Genomic DNA, 17,778 nt, shown 5'->3' with positions numbered 1-17,778 from the left:
GTCGCATACCCTCGGTCCGTTTCGTGGGCCTTCAGCGTCCTCCGGCGAGCCACGCCCATGACGGTACCCGCTGCCAGAGTTTCGTAGCATGAGGTAAAACCGGAACTTTGTTTCAGAGTGAAACTCGGTTTCACAGTAGAACTTAATTCCATTTTCGGCTAGCGTTCTGCACAGCCAGCAATGAGGCCCGGAAGAATGGCGAGGACAATGAGCGGTCAAGGCGCACTTTCCAAAGGACTGGCGGTCCTCTCGATACTCGCGGAGGCGCCCGAAGGTCTACCGCTCATGCATCTCGCCGAACTGCTCGAGACGCCCAAAAGCGGCGCACATCGGACGCTCCAAAACCTCATCGTCGATGGTTACGTGCGGCAAGATGCCATGACAGGCAACTACCAGCTGACCCTCGCCCTACCGATTCTCGGGATGCAGTTCCTCTCTACGAACTCCTTGACGAGTCTTGCCCTCCCGCTTCTGGAATCGCTCGCCGACGACACCGGACAGCTTGTTCGTCTGGCCCTCGCCGAGGATGACCGCCTCGTGTGGGTCGCCAAGCGGCAAGGGGCCCGATCGGGTCTGCGGTTCGATCCCGACCACGCCGCCGAGGTGCCGCTCGTTTCAACGGCGACCGGGGTCGCCTGGCTCTCGCGCCTGCCTGAGGAGGAGGCCATGAGCCTCGCCCTGCGTCGCCATGTGGCGCCGCGCCACGAGACCGGGCCGAACCTTCCCGCGAGCGTCTCGCAGATCCTCGAGACGCTCAGCCGTGCTCGGTCGCAGGGCTGGGCTTCGGTGCACGACAGCTATGAGCTTGGCATCTCTGCCGTGGCCAAGGCCGTTGTTGATCGGGAGTCCGGCCGGCCGCTCGGCGCTGTGAGCATCGCCGGGCCAACCGTGCAGCTCACCCCCGAGCGCGTCCAAGAGGTGCTCCCACTGCTCGCCGAAGTCGTCTCCCAGCTCGAGAAGGTGCCGCGAGCAATGCTGCCGACGATGCCGCTGCACTCGGCTTTGAACATCGTCGCCGACGGGGGGACCGACGCATGACGAGCTCACCCACGCTCCTGCCTCGCGCCTCGCAGCGCCGCTCCGGCGACCGAGCGTCTCAGCGCGGGTGGTGGTTCATCGGCCCGTTCATGCTGGTGTTCCTTGTCGTGTTCATCGCCCCGGTGGTCTACGCGATCTACCTGTCGTTCTTCCGCTTCCAGTTCATCGGCGGAACCCAGTTTGTCGGCATCGAGAACTACATCGGCGTCTTCCAAGACGACCGGTTCCTCAGCGCCGTCGGGCGGGTGGTGCTCTTCTCCGCAGTGCAGGTGCCCGTGATGCTCGGCATTTCGCTCTTTGCCGCTCTTGCTCTCGACAGCGGACGGCTCTACGGCAAAAACTTTTTCCGGCTCGCCGTGTTCCTGCCGTACGCGGTTCCCGGTGTTGTCGCGTCGCTGATGTGGGGCTTCATGTACGGGCCTCGTTTTGGCCTTGTGAACGACTTCGGCAACGTTTTCGGCGTTACGTTGCCCGATCCGTTCTCATCCGGGCTCATCCTTCCCGCGATCGGCAACATTGTGACGTGGCAGTTCATCGGCTACAACATGCTCATTTTTTACGCAGCTCTGCGCGTGATCCCGATGTCGCTATACGAGGCCGCCCACATCGATGGGGCAGGTCAATTCCGCGTTATCAAATCGATCAAGCTACCCGCGATCCGGAGCGCGCTGGTGATCGCACTCATCTTTTCGATCATCGCGAGCTTCCAGCTATTCAATGAGCCGCGCATTCTGCAGACACTAGCCCCCAACGTGGTCAGCAGCTACTTCACCCCCAATTTGTACGCCTACTCCCTAGCGTTCCAGGGCCAACAGCAGCCCTACGCGGCGACCGTCGCGATCGTCATGGGTGTGTTCGTCTCGGTGATCGCTTACCTCATACAAGCACGAGGCACGAAGCGAGTTATGACATGAGCATCTCGACAACAAAGACGCGGCCCATCTTTGTGGCTTCCCGATCCGCTGCGCCGCGGCGCTCACCGATTCACGTGCGCAAAAGCGTCGTACTCAGCGTGTTCGCGCTCGTGCTGCTCATCTACAGCCTGCTGCCGCTGTTCTGGCTGGTCGTGAGCGCCACGAAATCGCAGCCCGACCTGCTCAACAGCTTTGGGCTGTGGTTCGGCAGTGACTTCAACCTGTTCGAGAACATCCGCCGGACCTTGACCTACGACGACGGTGTCTTCGTCCTCTGGCTGCGCAACACCCTGCTCTATGTTGTTGTTGGCGCGGGTGGCGCCACCCTCCTCGGCCTCCTCGGTGGTTGGGGTCTGGCAAAGTTCGCCTTCTTCGGACGCCGCGCGGTCTTCGCCGTGATCCTCGGCGCCATCGCCATTCCGGGGACCGCGCTCGCAGTTCCGACCTTCCTCATGTTCGCCGAGGTCGGGCTGACGAATACGCCGTGGGCAGTCATCATCCCCGCCCTGATCGAGCCTTTTGGCCTCTACCTGATGTGGATTTACGCATCAGAGTCCGTGCCGGACGAGCTCGTAGAGGCCGCAAGGATCGATGGTGCCGGAGAGTTCCGGATTCTCTTTCAGATTGCGCTGCCTGTGCTCGCGCCTGGACTGGTCACCGTGCTGCTCTTCAACGTCGTGTCGGGATGGAACAACTTCTTCCTTCCACTGATCATGCTCAACGACCCCCAGTGGTACCCGCTGACTCTCGGGCTGGAATCGTGGAGCGGGCAGGCCAACATCCAGGGGGCCGCGCCGATCTTCGATCTTGTCATCACCGGATCCCTATTGGCGATCCTGCCGCTCGTCGCCGCATTTCTGCTGCTGCAGCGGTATTGGCAGTCCGGTCTCACCCTCGGCGGGGTCAAAGAATGATTTCCACCCCCAGCCCCACCTCAGAAATACCAACCTTGCCCACCAACACCAGTCAAAGGATCTAACGCAATGAAGCAGAAATTCTTCCGACGTCGCGGCGCTATCGCGGCGGCCGTGGTCATGACCCTGACGCTCGCCTCGTGCGCGCCGTCGCCCGACACCGGCGGAACCGCTGAAGAGGCAGATGAGTCTGCCGTCGACGCTGCCCTCGAGGAGGGCGGCGAGCTACTCGTCTGGGGTTGGGATCCCACGCTCGAACCCGTCGTCGAAGCATTCCGGGCGGACTACCCCAATGTTGACATAGAGCTGGTGAACGTCGGGTCGGGAGTGGATCACTTCACCGCCCTGCAAAATGCTGCGTCCGCGGGTTCCGGAATACCCGATGTCACGATGCTGTCGTACTACGCGATCCCCCAGTTTGTGGCGGCGGGGACACTCACGGACCTCACTCCATTCGGCGTGCAGGACCTCGAGAGCAACTTCCCACCGGGACCGTGGAGCTCCGTCATTAGCGGAGACGCCGTCTACGGCCTGCCTACCGACTCCGGGCCGCGCGTTATGGTCTACAATAAGGTGCTCTTCGACGAGCTCGGCCTGGAAGTGCCGGAAACGTGGGACGAGTACGTGGAGGCCGCTAGAGCCATCCGAGCGGCCAATCCAGACGCCTCGATCCTGGCGGAAAACGCCGACACCCTGAAGACCCTGAGCCACATCTGGGCCGCCGGCGGGCGCCCCTTCGAGGTCGACGGCAGTGAGGTCACGATCGATCTCGACCAGGAGGGGACGGAACGTTACGTCGAGACTTGGCAGACGCTCCTTGATGAGGATCTGCTCTCACCCATCCGCGACTACTCGGATGAGTGGTACCAGGCTCTGGGCAACGGGAACATCGCGACGATGGTGATGGGTGCGTGGATCACAGGGAGCCTCCTTTCCGGACTTCCCGAGAGCAGCGGGGAATGGCGCGTCGCGCCGCTACCCCAGTTCGACGACAGCGAATACGTCACCTCCGAGCTCGGCGGCAGCGGGATGTCGGTGACGGAGGCAAGCGAAAACAAGACTCTCGCCTATGGATTCGTGCGGTACGCCAACCTTTTGAAAGGGCTCGACGTCCGCATCGAGAACGGCCAATACCCCGCGAGCCGCGAAGTACTCGACAGCCCTGACTTCCTCGAGAGCGAGCTCGAGTTCTACGGCGGCCAGCAGGCGAACAAGGTCTTCGCCGAATCGTCAGCGAACGTTGGTGAAGGGTGGCAGTACCTACCGTTCCAGGTCTACGCGAACACCATCTTCGCCGACTACATGGGCCCCGCGTACACGGGCGAAGTGCAGATCAAGGATGCCCTCGAGGAGTGGGCCGATGCGATCGCTGAATACGGCGAGAGCCAAGGTTTCACCGTCAATCGATGAGCTGGTGTCCGGGGTGACGCTCATGCCTCACCCCGGACACCACAACCCCCATCGGAAGGGTTCGACCCTATGAATTCGCAGCATCAGCCACCCCGAATCGTGCGAAACGCGGACCGGCAGACCCTCCTCGTCGACGACAGGCCCTTCCTCTGCCTCGGCGGGGAACTGCACAACTCCAGCGCCTCCTCGGCCGAATCTCTACGAGAGATCTGGGACGGGGTGGCGCGATCCGGTGCGAGCACAATCATCTGCTCCGTGGCTTGGAACGAAGTCGAAGCTGCAGAAGGGCGGTTCGACTTCACGATCGTCGACGAAATATTGCGCCTCGCGCGATCGTCGGACCAGCGACTCATCCTGATCTGGTTCGGCGCCTTCAAGAACGCCACCTCCGTTTACGCGCCGCGCTGGGTGCGGGAGGACACAGAGCGGTTCCCTCGAGCCCATCTCGGCCCGGTTGCCTTCCCGCTCCCCTTCTCCTACCCCGGGTCGACGTCCAAGCCGGTGCTGTCGGTATTCAGTAACGCGTTGCGCAAGGCGGACCGCGCCGCGTACGTGGCCCTGATGCGGTACCTCGCCGAGCACGACGAGGGGTACACCTGCGTCATGACCCAGGTTGAGAACGAGGTCGGCCTGCTAGGCGCCGGACGTGATCACTCGCCCGAGGCCGAGCGGCGATGGACCGCCGCTATTCCACCATCGGTGCTGCAGCAGCTCCGAGATCGACCGGAGCTGCTCTCCGCGAACGCGGCGCTGCGGCTGGCTGATGCAGCCGGTAATCGATCGTGGCAAGACGTCTTCGGCGCGGACGGTTCGGGGGACGAGCTCTTCATGACCTGGGGGTTCGCGACCTACGTCGAGGACCTCGCCGCGGCGGGCAAGCGCGAGCACCCTCTCCCCGCCTTTACCAACGCTTGGCTGGGACCGCAGCCGGGCCAACCGGTCGCCGGCATGTATCCAAGCGGTGGGCCCGTCGCATCTATGATCGGTCTCTGGCGAGCGCTCGCGCCGTCACTGGACCTCATCGCCCCCGACATCTACGTTTCTGACGTCGAACCCGTGCTCCAGCAGTACTCCGTCAACGGCAACCCACTGTTCGTCCCCGAGGCCCGGTTCCGCGCTGGCGACATGGCGATGGCGGTTGGCTCCTACGGCGCGATCGGATACCACGTCTTCGGACTCGACGACGGTCTCATCGATAACCAGCACGCGCAGCTCACCATCTTCCTGAGGGGATTTGAGCAGGAGGTGATCGCTGCGCAAGGCGAGGGCCGCATCGTGGGATTCGCCCTCGCCCCGGGCGACACCGAAAAGACCGTCGAGGTCGCCGGACTGTCACTGACCGTGCGCGACGCGTTCCACCAGTACTCGCGGATGCTCTTCGACGTGGGGGTCTCTATCGACCCACCGGCCGCTCTACCGACCCAGACCATCGAGGCTGCTCGCGGCGCACACCCCGCTGACGAGCGACCCTTCGGCGTTGTCATCGTGCTGGACTCAAACGAGCTCGTCGTCATCGGCCAGCGATTCATGATCGATGTGACGCGCCCCGGCTTCTTGACCGAGATCGACGAGGCGCGCGAGGTTCTCCCGTCCTCAAACGGTATGCGCCCGAGCCGGTACCTTAACGGCGACGAGCGCCTCCTCCTCACGGGCACGAACAGGATCACCGCCGTGCGTCTCCGCCTCCTCCACCGCCCTGCCACCGAACCAGTTAAGGAGTGACGCCCATGTCCCCTCTTCCTGACGCTGGAGGCGGCGGCCGGGGCACTCCGAGACGGTGGGGTCCTCGTCGTGGCCGCTTGGATTCGGGGTTATCTGCCGAACACGTCCTCGATCGACTACGCAGCCTCGAAGGCAGCCGCGCTCAGCGTAATGAAGTCATTCGCGAAGGAGCTCGGTCCACGCAGGCTACGGGCGAACGCCGTCGCCCCTGGCCGCATAGAGACCGAGTTGACCGAGCGGGGAGCCGGGCTGCTCGAGCAGCGCGCGGGCAGGACCTCGCCGCGCAGACGATCAGTGGCCTCATGGCGCTCACCGGCACAGATGAGACCGGCCCCGTCTCCACCGGCACCTTCATGATCGACTACGTCGCGTCGATGCAGTTCGCACAAGGGATGATGGTCGCACTCGCCGCGCGGGAGCAATCGGGCCACGGGCAGGTCGTTGACCCGAATCTCCTCAACGCGGCAGTCACCACGCATCTGCAGGAGGGAACCACCTATCTGAACACCGGGCAGCGCTACCCGCGCCCGACGGCCGGCATCGCCCACGCGCACAACACTGCCCTGTACGGCTACTACGAGACCGCGGACGGGCTCTGGCTGGCCCTCCTCGGCGAGTTCTACGTCAACACGCCGTGGCAGCGCGCGGCCCGCGCGTGCGGGCTACCCGTTAAGGTCGTCGAGGATCCGCGTTTCCAGACCATTGAGGGCCTCCAGCAACACACCCTTGAGACGCATCGCCTGCTCGCCCACGCAATCTCGCGCCTCGACCGCGCCGAGATCATGGCAAGGTTCGAGGCCGAGGACGTTCTCGTCGCCCCCGTGCACGAGTACGAGGCCGTCTTCGCCGATCCTCAGGTGCGCGGCAACGGTCTGATCCGCGAGGGCAAAACTGCGGAGATCGGACCCGTGAGTTTCGTGGGGATGCCCCTCTCGCTGTCGGAGGCCCCAGCCAGCCTGCGGTACATGCTGCCGAAGGCCGGTGTGCACAACGACGACGTGCTCACCGACGCCGGCGGCGAGCCAGAGCGGATCGCGCAGCTCAAGCGAGCCGGCGTCATCGGCAGCGAATCGGACCGAGAACACGCGGGCGGCTGCGTGGTCGTGACCCCGAACATCCCCCTTCGTCATTAGGAGCCCCAGACATGCCCACCATCGTCCGACTTCCCACCGCCAACGGCACCCTCGCCGATCACACGATGCATGCACCCGTGGAGTATGCCCGGCACCCGACCCCGTTCTCATCGCGCACCGTACTCGCCGCCGCGCACGTCGTCGCAGATGCTCGGGCCGACTACCAACCCGGCATCGCGCCTCCGATCGACTGGGAAGCGACGATCACCTTCCGCCAGCACCTGTTCAGCTACGGGATCGGCATCGCTGAGGCGATGGACACGACCGAGCGTGGCCCCGGCGGTCTGGACTGGAACCAGGCCAAGGAACTCATCTGTCTGGGTGTCGCCGCGGCGCGCGAGGCGGGCGCCGCGGTCGTCGCCGGAGCCGGAACCGATCAGCTGTCGGACGCCGCTCCGACGCTGGATGCGATCGTGGACGCGTATACCGAGCAGGTCGACTGGGTGCAGAGCCAGGGAGCCCCGGCCGTGATCCGGGCGAGCCACGCGCTGGTCGGAGCGGCACGGAGCGCCGACGATTACCTCGAAGTTTACCGCCGGGTGCTCGCGCACGCCGACCGCCCCGCGATCGTCCACTGGCTCGGCACGGGCTTCGACCCAACCCTCGACGGGTACTGGGGTCACCGCGGCGTCGAGGATGCCATGGACGTCGTCGTGACGATGGCACGCGACAATGAGTCGCGGCTGGAAGGGATCAAGTTCAGCCTGCTCGACGAAGAGCTCGAGAAGGAGTTCCGCCGCCGGCTGCCGGCGAGCGTCAAGGTCTTCACGGGCGACGACTACGGCTACACCGACCTCATCCTGGGCGACGGCGCGCACCACAGCCACGGCCTCCTCGGCGTGCTCGACCCGATCGCCCCCGCAGCGTCCACCGCCTTCGCAGCGCTCGATGCGGGGAACGAGGAGGGCTTCGCCCGCATCATGAACTCGACGATCCCGTTCGCGGTGAAGATGTTCGAGGCACCCGCCGATCGTTACAAGGTGGGCACCGTGTTCACTGCTTGGCTGTCCGGCCACCAGGACCACTTCCGCATGGTGACTGGCCGGGAAGGTCTGCGCTCCCTGCAGCACCTGACCGAGCTCTTCCGACTGGGCGACGAGCTCGGCTTGTACCCCGACCCCGAGCTCGCAGCGCACCGGATGGGCGTCGTCCTCGCCGCGGGCGGTCTGCGATGAGGCTGATGATCACGGGCGGTGCCGGCTTCCTCGGCTCACTCCTCGCCACGAGACTCCTCGCCGAGGGTCTCGCTCTCGGCGGAGAGGAGCGCCGCGAGGTCGAGGAGCTGCTGCTCGTTGACCTCGCCGCGCCGCGCGGCCCCCTCGCCGACGAGACCCGCGTGCGGTCGTTCACGGGCGACATGGCCGAGAACCTCCACCGGCTGCCCGACGCAGATGCGATCTTCCATCTTGCCGGCGTCGTGAGCGGCGCCGCCGAGGCGGATTTCGACCTCGGCATGCGCACCAACCTCGACGGCACACGACAGGTGCTGGAGTGGGCCCGAGCGCGGGGCAACGCCCCGGTGCTCGTGTTCACCAGCTCGCTCGCCGTGTTCGGCACCGATGCCGATGGTGCACCGCTTGGTGAGATCCACGATCGCTCGCTTCCGACGCCAGCGTCGAGCTACGGGATCCAGAAGTTCATCGGCGAGCAGCTGGTCGCTGACTACGGCCGGCGCGGCTTTGTGCGCGCGCGCACCGTTCGTCTGATGACCGTCTCGGTCCGCCCGGGCGTCCCGAATGGGGCGGCCTCGAGCTTCCTGTCCAGCATCATCCGCGAACCTGTCTCCGGGCAGACGGCGCTGTGCCCGGTACCGTCGGACACGCCCGTGGCGCTGTCGTCGCCGCAGCGGACGATCGACGGTATCGTCCGTGCCGCGGAGACGCCCGACGCGAAATGGGGCAGCCGCACCGCGATGAACCTTCCCTCCCTTACGACGACGCCCCGGGCGATGGCCGAGGCACTCGACCGCGTGACGGGGCACGACGCGAGCCGGCTCATCGAGTGGTCGCATGATCCGCAAATCGAGGCGATCGTCGGCAGTTGGCCCTCGCTCTTTCGCGCCGAGCGGGCCGCCGGACTTGGTCTGCATCCGGTCGACTCCATCGAGGACATAGTCCGGGAATTCGTCCGGGATCATGCGCCGGTCCCCGACTCCGACACCGGCTCCGGCTCCGGCTCCGCGGACCAGGAGGCCGCTCGTGCTCGATGACGCCGTCCTCGGCGCCCGCGGTCGTCTCGTCTGCAACCCCGTCGATCTGGCCTACCGCTATCAGGAGGTAGTGCCCGACGGCGATCCGGATGCCCGGGTCGTGTTCCGAGAGGGCGCCGATCCCTCGGTCGTGCTGCATCGCGGTCGCTATTTCATGTTCGTGTCGATGTCACGCGGGTTCTGGTACTCCGACGATCTCGTCGACTGGCACTTCCGGGCCACGGAGAAGCTGCCCGCGTTCGACTACGCGCCCGATGTGCGCGCGATCGGCGACGAACTTTACATCAGCGCCTCCCGCAAGGGAGAGCCGTGCCCCTTTTTCCGCAGCCGCGACCCGCTCGCGGACGATTTTGAGCAGGTCACGGCCGGCTCCTTCGACTTCTGGGATCCGAGCTTGTTCCCGGACCACGACGGGGCACTGTATCTGTACTGGGGGTGCTCGGCTGAGACGCCTATCTACGGCGTGCAGCTCGACCCCAAGACTCTGGGTCCAGTGGGCGCCGCCGCCGCACTGATCGTCAGCGACACCTCGCGGCGCGGGTGGGAGCGCGCGGGCGAGAGCTATCGTCCCTTGCAGCGCATCTTCGACGGGAAGGATGTCACCGAGGCCATCGGGGACGCGCCATACCTCGAAGGGGCGTGGATGACCAAGCACGATGGCACCTACTACCTGCAGTACTCCGCCCCGGGGACCGAGTTCAACACCTATGCCGACGGATACGTGACGGCGACGAGCCCGCTCGGACCCTTCGAGTATGCGAGCAGCAGCCCGTTCTCCTCGAAGCCGGGCGGCTTCATCACCGGAGCAGGGCACGGCAGCACGTTCCAGGACGCGTACGGCAACTGGTGGCACGTCGCTACCATGCGTATCTCCGTCGCGCACCCCTTCGAGCGGCGAATCGGCCTATTCCCCGCTGGCTTCGACGAGGAGGGCGTGCTTTTCTGCAACCAAAACTTCGCCGACTACCCCCGTCGCATCCCCACAGGCGCGATCGATCCATGGGACCGCATCGCACCCGAGTGGATGCTCCTCTCGCTGAACGCGTCGGCGACGGCCTCGTCGCAGCATGACGCGCATCCCGCCCGCCTCGCGACCGACGAGGATGTGCGCACGTGGTGGATCGCCAGCACCGCGGAGCAGGGCGAGTGGATCACGGTCGATCTGGGCGCGCTGAAGCGCGTCGAGGCCGTGCAAGTCAATCTCGCGGACCCGGACGTCGCCGCCTTCGCGCCCCGCAGGACTGACGGCGCCCGCTGGCGGTCGAACTACCGATCGATCGATCCGGCGGAGCACGCGACCGAGATCGTGATCGAAATCTCCGGGGACGGCGAGGAGTGGCAGGTCGTCTCCGACACCCGCAGTGCGCGCGCCGACCAGCCGCACGCGCTCGTCGTTCTCGAGGAGGCCGTGATGGCGCGGTTCGTACGCTGCACGGCGGGCGAGCTGCCCTACGGCGCCCCCTTCGCCGTGAGCGGCATCCGGGTCTTTGGGCTTGGGGAAGGACCACTCCCCGCACTCCCCGCGGTGTCCGCGCGTCGCGACGACGCCCGGACGGCGGAACTGCGCTGGGACCCGGTGCCGGGCGCGCAGGGCTACAACGTGCGCTACGGAACGCATCCCGAGAAGCTCTATAGCTCCTGGCATCTGCACGGCGATACGACGCTGCAGCTGGGCTCGCTGAACGCGGGAACCCCGTACTGGGTCGCCGTCGACTCATTCAGCGAGGCCGGGGTCTCCATTGCGACCGCGACGCTGCGGGTGTAACAGCCGCGCGACCCAAAGACTCGAATGGTACGGCCAGCTATAGCGCAACATGGTGGCTGAGCCACTGCCTCAACCCACTCGTTAGCACGGCCGCCACGGTGCCACCTGCCGAGCAACTTCGGAACACCGGCGTCAAGCTGATGGGGCACCAACGAAAGAGCCCCGGAGAGACAGCCGTAATCGGCGTCTTTCCGGGGCATACCGTGCGCCCGAAGGGATTCGAACCCCCAACCTTCTGATCCGTAGTCAGATGCTCTATCCGTTGAGCTACGGGCGCATGGGCTTGGCCGGGAGACAATCTCTCGCTCCGCAGGCCGTATTAGAGACTACATGACCCGGCGGCTCGGCGCCAATCGACGCACCCGCTGCAAGGTGACAGAACCCTTAGCCGGGGTTATAGTTGACGTTTGTCAATGTTATAGTTGATGTTTGTCAACAAAGCTTTTCCGCGTCATCAGGAGTCACATGCCTCGAGCTTCACGGTCATCCGCACCGAAAAAACCACAACGGACCGCTTCCGCCGACGGCACCATGACCCACCGTCAGGTACTCGAAGCCCTCTCGGGCCTGCTTCTGGGCATGTTCGTGTCGATCCTCGCCGGAACTGTCGTCGCGACATCCCTCCCCCTCATCATCTCTGAGCTCAAGGGCGATCAGTCGGCTTACACCTGGGTCGTGACCTCGACCCTCCTGGCAACGACCGTCTCCACCCCGCTGTGGGGAAAGTTCGCTGATCTCTTCAACCGCAAGCTGCTCATCCAGCTCTCGCTCGGCCTCTTCGTCATTGGTTCAGCGGCGGCCGGTTTCTCCCAGAACACCGACACCCTCATTCTCTTCCGAGTGCTTCAGGGCCTCGGCGGCGGCGGGCTCGCCGCGCTCAGCCAGATCATCATGGCCGACATCATCAGCCCCCGCGACCGTGGCAAGTACGCCGGCCTCTTCGGCGGCGTCATGGCCGTTGGCACGGTCGGCGGCCCGCTCCTCGGCGGTCTGGTGACGGATGCCCTCGGCTGGCGCTGGAACTTCTTCATCGCGTTGCCCATTGCGATCGTTGCAATCGTCCTCCTGCAGCGCACGCTCCACCTGCCCAAGCAGCCGAAGCGCAAGGTTCACATCGACTACCTCGGCGCGATCCTCATCGCCGCAGGCGTTTCGCTCCTCCTGATCTGGGTCTCGCTCGCCGGCACACAGTTCGACTGGATTTCAGTACCCAGCCTCCTGATGGTGCTCGGGTCGGTCATCCTGCTGGTCGGCGCTGTCATCGTTGAGCTCAAGTCGGCTGAACCGATCATCCCTCTCGGCATGTTCAAGAACCGCACGTTCACGCTCTCCGTGATCGCCAGCATCTCGGTCGGCGTCTCCATGTTCGGCACGTCAGTCTTCCTCGCGCAGTACATGCAGCTCGCCCGGGGAGCCACTCCGACGGAGTCCGGCCTGCTCACCATCCCGATGATGGCCGGCCTGCTCATCTCCTCGACGATCTTCGGTGGCATGATCAGCCGTCGCGGCAAGTGGAAGGCAATCATGGTGACGGGCGCGGTTCTCACTGTCATCGGCTCTGTCCTCCTCGGCACTCTCCATTACGACACCAACCTCGTCCTCGTCGGCATCTACATGGCAGTTCTGGGCGCCGGTCTCGGCATGCTGATGCAGAACCTCGTCCTCGTGGTTCAGAACACGATCGAGGTTCGCAACCTCGGCGTCGCCACGAGCGCCGTCACCTTCTTCCGCAGCCTCGGCGGCACCGTCGGCGTCTCCGTACTCGGCTCGGTGCTCGGCACCGTCGTCGCGCAGAGCATCAAGGAGAACATCGCTGCCCTCGCGCCGGCAGACCAGGCTCTCGCCGGAACGTACCTCGGCAGCGGCACGATTCCACAGATCAACCAGCTGCCCGAAGTGCTGCAGACCGTCGTCGAGAGTGCATACGGCAGTGGAGTTGGCTTCGTCTTCCTCTGCGCGGTTCCGCTCACCCTCGTCACACTCATCGCGACGATCTTCATTCCGAACGCCCCGCTCGGTAAGCTCAACGCCGTGCAGTTGAAGAAGCAGCCCGTCGGTAAGTCGCACGACCGTGACGACGCCAGTGACATCCTCATCGATGTCTCGACGGCGAGTGTGGCGCTGCCACCCGTGGGCCTCTCGCATCCGGTCACCGGTCCGATTACCGCGGCCAGGGCGGACGACGACGACACCACGACGCCGGTGCAGTCGAGATGACCGACAGCCTGACTGGCGGGACCCCCGAGCCCGGCAGGCACTCCGCGGCCATCGGGGCAGTGGAAGTCAGCATGGGTGCCCTGTCACGTCGACTTCAGCTCGTCCTGAAGAACGCGGCAACTGCGATCGACCCGAGCCTTCCCCCGGCGGGCTTTCAGCTTCTTCGACTGATCGAACACTGCGGCTCCGTCCAGGCGGGCGTCGCCGCGGAACGTCTCGTCGTTGACCGCAGTGTCGTGAGCAGGCACATCCGCCAGCTCGAAGAACTCGGGCTGGTCGAAACGCGCACCGATCCCTCCGACGGCCGCGCGCGGTTCCTCGTACTCACCGAGGAGGGCGTGCGCCGCATGCGCGCCGTCAATCCTTCCGGCAAGTCGATCACCCACGCGCTCCTGACGGAGTGGGAGGTTGACGAACTCGAGGGCTTCGCCGCACAGCTCGAACGCCTCACCGCGGCGATCGATCACCGGAACGACGAGGGCCCCTCCACGGACTGACCGGGCGGCGCTTCAGACGCCACCACTTCAGAAACGGATGCCATCCCGCACGCAAGCGGGATGGCATCCGTTCTGCATGTTCTACGTGCTGGTCGACTCGTCCTGACGGGTCGGACAGTACAGCTGGGTGCGCTCACCGCTGCGGTCGACGACGTGCTCAGACATAGGTCGACCGCAGAGCGGACAGGCGGAACCAGAGGCAGGGGGCAGCGGCTCTTCGTTGTATGGGCCGAGAGGTGGCGGCCCGATGTACGGCCGCAGCGAATTGTTGAGCCAGTTGGTGAAGCCGCCGGATTCCCTGATGCTCGGCCGCTTCTTCTTGCTTCGTGCCATACCTATGAGCGTACGTTGAAAGTGCGCCGGGGTGATGCCCCGCCAACCCCGATCCCGCAGAACTCGCTGGGGTAGACTCTCTCCCAGCGAAGGGGAGTAGTTCCCACCGCCGCTTCACTCCAGAAACGGCGACGCGGTCTGTCGACACACTGGTCTTTCGACCCGGCAGCCCACCCGCACACTGCGGGCGAGCGAGACCTTCGGCCACATCTCAACGATGGCCGAAGTTTCCGCACCCTGGAATCGTCGGTCACCCGATTCAGGAGCACTACCGTGACCGAACCCCGCAACGCACCGACGGCATCCGATATCAAACGATGGCGGCAGTACCTTGCCGACGAACGCGCCGAAGCATCCGTCTACAGTGAACTCGCCAGTCGTCGCACCGGCGAGGAGAAGGCGATCCTTCTCGGCCTCGTCGAAGCCGAGCGCCGCCACGAAGCCCACTGGATCGACCTGCTCGGCGAGCACGCAAACGAACCAACCCGCACGGCGCTTCGCACCAGACTGCTCGGCTTCTTCGCGAAACGCTTCGGCTCGGTCTTCGTACTCGCCCTGATGCAGCGCACCGAGTCGCGATCGCCCTATGAAGCGGATGCCGATGCCACAGACGCGATGGCGGCTGACGAACGACTGCACACCGAAATCGTGCGCGGGCTGGCGGCCCGGGGCCGCAACAACATGTCGGGAACGTTCCGCGCCGCTGTCTTCGGAGCGAACGACGGCCTGGTCTCCAACCTCGCACTCGTGCTCGGCATGAGCGCGACCGGCGTCGGCACCGGTGTCGTGCTCGCCGCGGGTGTTGCCGGGTTACTCGCCGGTGCACTGTCGATGGCCGCTGGTGAGTATGTCTCCGTCCGCTCGCAGCGCGAACTGCTTGACTCGACGACGCCTGACCCGTCCGCCAGACAGGTGCTCCCCCAGCTCGACGTCAACGCGAACGAGCTGCAGTATGTCTATCGGGTGCGCGGGATGGCACCCCAGCAGGCCGCTGAGCATGCGCACGAGGTGCTCAACAACCTCGACTGCGTGCATGTCGGGCTCGACACCGGCACCCTGTCTGCCCAGCCGGGCGACTCGATCGGCTCCGCACGGGGCGCCGCGCTCTCGAGCTTCCTGTTCTTCGCCTCTGGCGCGATCATCCCCGTGCTCCCGTACCTGTTCGGGCTGACGGGTCTCGCCGCCGTTGCTGTTGCCGCTGTCCTCGTTGGCATCGCGCTGCTGATGACCGGCGCCATCGTCGGCGTGCTGTCCGGAGCGTCGCCGCTCAAGCGCGCGTTGCGTCAGCTCGCGATCGGCTATGGAGCCGCCGCGATCACCTACCTGCTGGGGCTGGCTTTCGGCACGACGGTTGCCTAGCGCTGGTTAGGAGCGTCCGCCGCGACCCCGGTTGCGGCCCTTGCCCAGCTTCTTCGGGGCCCGGCCCTGGCGCGGGGTAAACGGCTTCGCCTTGGGCTTCTGCTGCGGCTTGCGCTCCTTCGGAGGAGCCTTCTCCGGCTCCTCCTGCGGGGCGCGAGACGACCGCGCGGTCCTCCCCCGAACCACACCGACGAAGTCCTCGATATCCGGGGTCGTCTCCTCGGCGAGCCACGCCAGCCCGATCCGGGTCTCGGCGACGTCTGTCACGGGGCGAGCGACGACATCCTTCCGTCCGTACAACCGCGCGACGGACTGCGGCACGATGACAATTCCAACTCCGGCGGCAACAAGCTCGATCGCGTCCTCGACCGACCGCATCTCCGGCAACGGCCGACGGGTTCCGTCGCTCAGCTCGGTCGCGACGTCACGCCACTCGGGCACGTCGTCCGGGTCCTGCAGCAGGTGTTCATCGGCAAGGTCGGCCACCGTCACCGATTCGAGCTTCGCGATGCCGTGATCCTTGGGCACAACGACGACGGCGATCTCGCTGTACAGCGGGATCAGGCTGAGATCGGTGTCGTCCACCGGCATCCGCACGAAACTGACGTCGGCGGTTCTCTCGTGAAGCACGCTCACGGCATCCGTTTCGGCGGTTGGCGCGAAGGCGAGCGGAAGATCTTTGCGGCGTTCCTGCCAGACGGTTGCCCACTTGGCGAGCGTCACCCCAGGCACAAAAGCTATGGTGAACGACGGTTCTGGCGTCTCGGCAGCATCCATCGGTCCTCTTCCATCCCCACCGCATCGGCGTGCGGCGGTCTGTTCAGGGTATTACGGATGCCTCCTCCCGCGCTCCACCCTGGCGGTTGGCGGTTAAGCTGGGAACATGGCAACGAACAAGACCCCCCAAACGATGAAGCCGGAGACGGCCGCTAAGAAGCTGGGCGTCTACCTGCCGGCAACGCCCGAGGAATTCCGGTCAAACCCGGTCACCCGCGAACAGCTCAATGAGCTTCTCGCCTCACCGCCGGAGTGGCTCGTCGAGCTCCGCAAGAACGGCCCGCACCCCCGCATCGAGGTCGCGCGCAAGCTCGGCGTCTCTGTGTCCGGTCTCGCTCGCGCCGAGATGAACGACGCCGCACTCACGACGGCCGAGATCACCGCGCTGCTTGAGGCTCCCCCGGCATGGCTCGTGGCCGAGCGCGCCACCCAGGCCGAAGTGCGTGCCGAGAACAGCCGCATCAACGACAAGAAGGCCGGGCAGCGCGCCCTCGCCGACGAGAAGGCGCGTCAGCAGAAGTAACGCACTACACAAACGCAGAACGGCCCGGAGAGCTTTCGCTCCCCGGGCCGTTCCTGTCGTTCAGTTGTGTGCTTAGGCGCGGCGTGTACGACGCACGAGCATCAGCGCGGCACCGGCAAGGAGCAGGCCTCCCGCGAGCGGGATCGCCCAAGCCGTGTCGGAACCGGTGGCCGGGAGCGAGTCAGACACGGTGGTGGTGTCGTCGACCGGTGCGGTCGTCGGCACAGTTACCGGAGGCGTGACCGCTGCTGGAGGAACGACCGGAGGCGAAGCGGGCGTCGGAGGAGTGTCCTCGACCGGCGGTGTCACCGACGTCGGAGGAGTCTCGACAGTGCATTCTCCCTCTGTCGCGTCCCGCACGGTTTCCTTCACCGTGGTCACCGGCTCGGCCTTGACCCACGTGTTGGACGTCTCGTCGAGCGTCCAGCCCGTGGTCACGGTCGTGGTGGTCGTGGTGACGGTCTTGCTGTCGCAGTTGACGTCGTCGACGGACGTGACCGTCTCGTTCGGTTGTGGCATCTCGGGGACAACCACTGGAGGCTCTTCAACCGGGGGCGTAACCACCGGCGGCTCTTCCTGTACAGGTGCAGGACATGGCTCACTCTCGTCCGATGTATCGACGTCGTGAGCGGTGCCGGGTGCATCGACGACAACCGTGTAGCTGTGCGCCACGGTCCTGTCGTCGAACTCGTACTCCTCAATGAACTCCTTGCCGAAGGTCGTGTCTTCGACGGTTTCCCCGTCGATGATCACCTCGGCGGAGTTTTTGGCTGTCGCTCCATAGTTGGTAAGTGCCACTGTCACGCCGTCGCACGTCGCAGCAACCTTGGGGGTGTGAGCTGTTGCTGGTGCCGCTCCCGCGAAGAGCACCAGGGCGGCTCCTACGAGAACGCTGGCGTTGAAGCCAGCGATAAATTTGGTGTGAATCTTCACAATAACCTTCCTGCACGCACCCCGATTGATGTCG

16 protein-coding genes, 1 tRNA gene and 1 pseudogene are annotated in these 17,778 nt (G+C 65.3%); 14 read left to right on the top strand and 4 right to left on the bottom strand.

From position 1 onward, the window contains the following. Positions 1-180: 180 nt before the first annotated feature. The 10 genes and pseudogenes from C3E77_RS01145 to C3E77_RS01105 all read left to right on the top strand — a co-directional run bounded on the left by C3E77_RS01145 (position 181) and on the right by C3E77_RS01105 (position 11,105). Complete coding sequence (locus tag C3E77_RS01145; protein WP_108389967.1) at positions 181-1,038, top strand: IclR family transcriptional regulator; 858 nt, start codon at positions 181-183, stop codon at positions 1,036-1,038. Next, a complete protein-coding gene (locus tag C3E77_RS01140; protein ID WP_108389966.1) occupies positions 1,035-1,952 on the top strand; it encodes a carbohydrate ABC transporter permease in 918 nt (305 codons plus the stop codon). The genes C3E77_RS01145 and C3E77_RS01140 overlap by 4 nt, the downstream gene beginning before the upstream one ends. Further along, entirely contained in the window at positions 1,949-2,866 is a 918-nt protein-coding gene (locus tag C3E77_RS01135) for a carbohydrate ABC transporter permease (RefSeq protein ID WP_108389965.1), read from the top strand. Before C3E77_RS01140 ends, C3E77_RS01135 begins: the two co-directional genes overlap by 4 nt. Before the next feature lie 69 nt (positions 2,867-2,935). Then, entirely contained in the window at positions 2,936-4,276 is a 1,341-nt protein-coding gene (locus C3E77_RS01130) for an ABC transporter substrate-binding protein (RefSeq protein ID WP_108389964.1), read from the top strand. Positions 4,277-4,531: 255 nt separating this feature from the next. After that, positions 4,532-5,998 (top strand): DUF5597 domain-containing protein, encoded by a 1,467-nt coding sequence (locus C3E77_RS01125; protein ID WP_162924871.1) that lies wholly within the window; start codon positions 4,532-4,534, stop codon positions 5,996-5,998. Between the two features lie 18 nt (positions 5,999-6,016). Next, the gene (locus tag C3E77_RS15790; RefSeq protein ID WP_162925043.1) at positions 6,017-6,355 is read left to right on the top strand and encodes an SDR family oxidoreductase; all 339 of its coding nucleotides are present in this window, start codon (positions 6,017-6,019) and stop codon (positions 6,353-6,355) included. After that, a pseudogene (locus C3E77_RS01120) lies at positions 6,265-7,131 on the top strand (CoA transferase); the annotation flags it as partial. The gene C3E77_RS15790 and the pseudogene C3E77_RS01120, both read left to right, overlap by 91 nt. Before the next feature lie 11 nt (positions 7,132-7,142). Next, on the top strand, positions 7,143-8,306 hold the full coding sequence (locus C3E77_RS01115) for a DUF993 family protein (RefSeq protein ID WP_108389961.1): 1,164 nt from the start codon (positions 7,143-7,145) through the stop codon (positions 8,304-8,306). A 5-nt stretch (positions 8,307-8,311) separates the two neighbouring features. After that, the gene (gene denD, locus C3E77_RS01110; RefSeq protein WP_198412173.1) at positions 8,312-9,340 is read left to right on the top strand and encodes a D-erythronate dehydrogenase; all 1,029 of its coding nucleotides are present in this window, start codon (positions 8,312-8,314) and stop codon (positions 9,338-9,340) included. Then, entirely contained in the window at positions 9,330-11,105 is a 1,776-nt protein-coding gene (locus C3E77_RS01105; RefSeq protein ID WP_198412172.1) for a family 43 glycosylhydrolase, read from the top strand. The genes denD and C3E77_RS01105 overlap by 11 nt, the downstream gene beginning before the upstream one ends. Positions 11,106-11,309: 204 nt before the next feature. Here C3E77_RS01105 and C3E77_RS01100 read toward each other — a convergent pair. After that, positions 11,310-11,382 (bottom strand) — tRNA-Arg (locus C3E77_RS01100). Positions 11,383-11,636: 254 nt separating this feature from the next. On the opposite strand from C3E77_RS01100, the gene C3E77_RS01095 reads away from it, so the two are divergent. Both C3E77_RS01095 and C3E77_RS01090 read left to right on the top strand, forming a co-directional pair. Then, positions 11,637-13,322, top strand: a complete 1,686-nt coding sequence (locus C3E77_RS01095) for an MDR family MFS transporter (protein WP_108389958.1) — start codon at positions 11,637-11,639, stop codon at positions 13,320-13,322. After that, positions 13,319-13,819 (top strand): MarR family winged helix-turn-helix transcriptional regulator, encoded by a 501-nt coding sequence (locus tag C3E77_RS01090; protein ID WP_108389957.1) that lies wholly within the window; start codon positions 13,319-13,321, stop codon positions 13,817-13,819. Before C3E77_RS01095 ends, C3E77_RS01090 begins: the two co-directional genes overlap by 4 nt. An 81-nt stretch (positions 13,820-13,900) precedes the next feature. Here the strand turns inward: C3E77_RS01090 and C3E77_RS01085 are convergent, their stop codons facing one another. After that, positions 13,901-14,152: a hypothetical protein gene (locus C3E77_RS01085; protein WP_108389956.1), complete on the bottom strand. Its 252-nt coding sequence runs from the start codon at positions 14,150-14,152 to the stop codon at positions 13,901-13,903. Positions 14,153-14,425: 273 nt separating this feature from the next. On the opposite strand from C3E77_RS01085, the gene C3E77_RS01080 reads away from it, so the two are divergent. Next, complete coding sequence (locus tag C3E77_RS01080) at positions 14,426-15,511, top strand: VIT1/CCC1 transporter family protein (RefSeq protein WP_108389955.1); 1,086 nt, start codon at positions 14,426-14,428, stop codon at positions 15,509-15,511. A gap of 6 nt (positions 15,512-15,517) precedes the next feature. Here C3E77_RS01080 and C3E77_RS01075 read toward each other — a convergent pair whose 3' ends face one another. After that, on the bottom strand, positions 15,518-16,288 hold the full coding sequence (locus tag C3E77_RS01075) for a LysR family substrate-binding domain-containing protein (RefSeq protein ID WP_108389954.1): 771 nt from the start codon (positions 16,286-16,288) through the stop codon (positions 15,518-15,520). Between the two features lie 106 nt (positions 16,289-16,394). On the opposite strand from C3E77_RS01075, the gene C3E77_RS01070 reads away from it, so the two are divergent. Then, entirely contained in the window at positions 16,395-16,811 is a 417-nt protein-coding gene (locus tag C3E77_RS01070) for a DUF5997 family protein (RefSeq protein ID WP_108389953.1), read from the top strand. A gap of 72 nt (positions 16,812-16,883) precedes the next feature. Here C3E77_RS01070 and C3E77_RS01065 read toward each other — a convergent pair whose 3' ends face one another. Then, on the bottom strand, positions 16,884-17,744 hold the full coding sequence (locus tag C3E77_RS01065; RefSeq protein ID WP_108389952.1) for an LPXTG cell wall anchor domain-containing protein: 861 nt from the start codon (positions 17,742-17,744) through the stop codon (positions 16,884-16,886). Positions 17,745-17,778 lie beyond the last annotated feature (34 nt).

It is taken from the genome of Mycetocola zhujimingii, from assembly GCF_003065425.1.
GTDB lineage: Bacteria > Actinomycetota > Actinomycetes > Actinomycetales > Microbacteriaceae > Mycetocola_A > Mycetocola_A zhujimingii.
This window is presented reverse-complemented; position numbering and strand designations above follow the sequence as displayed.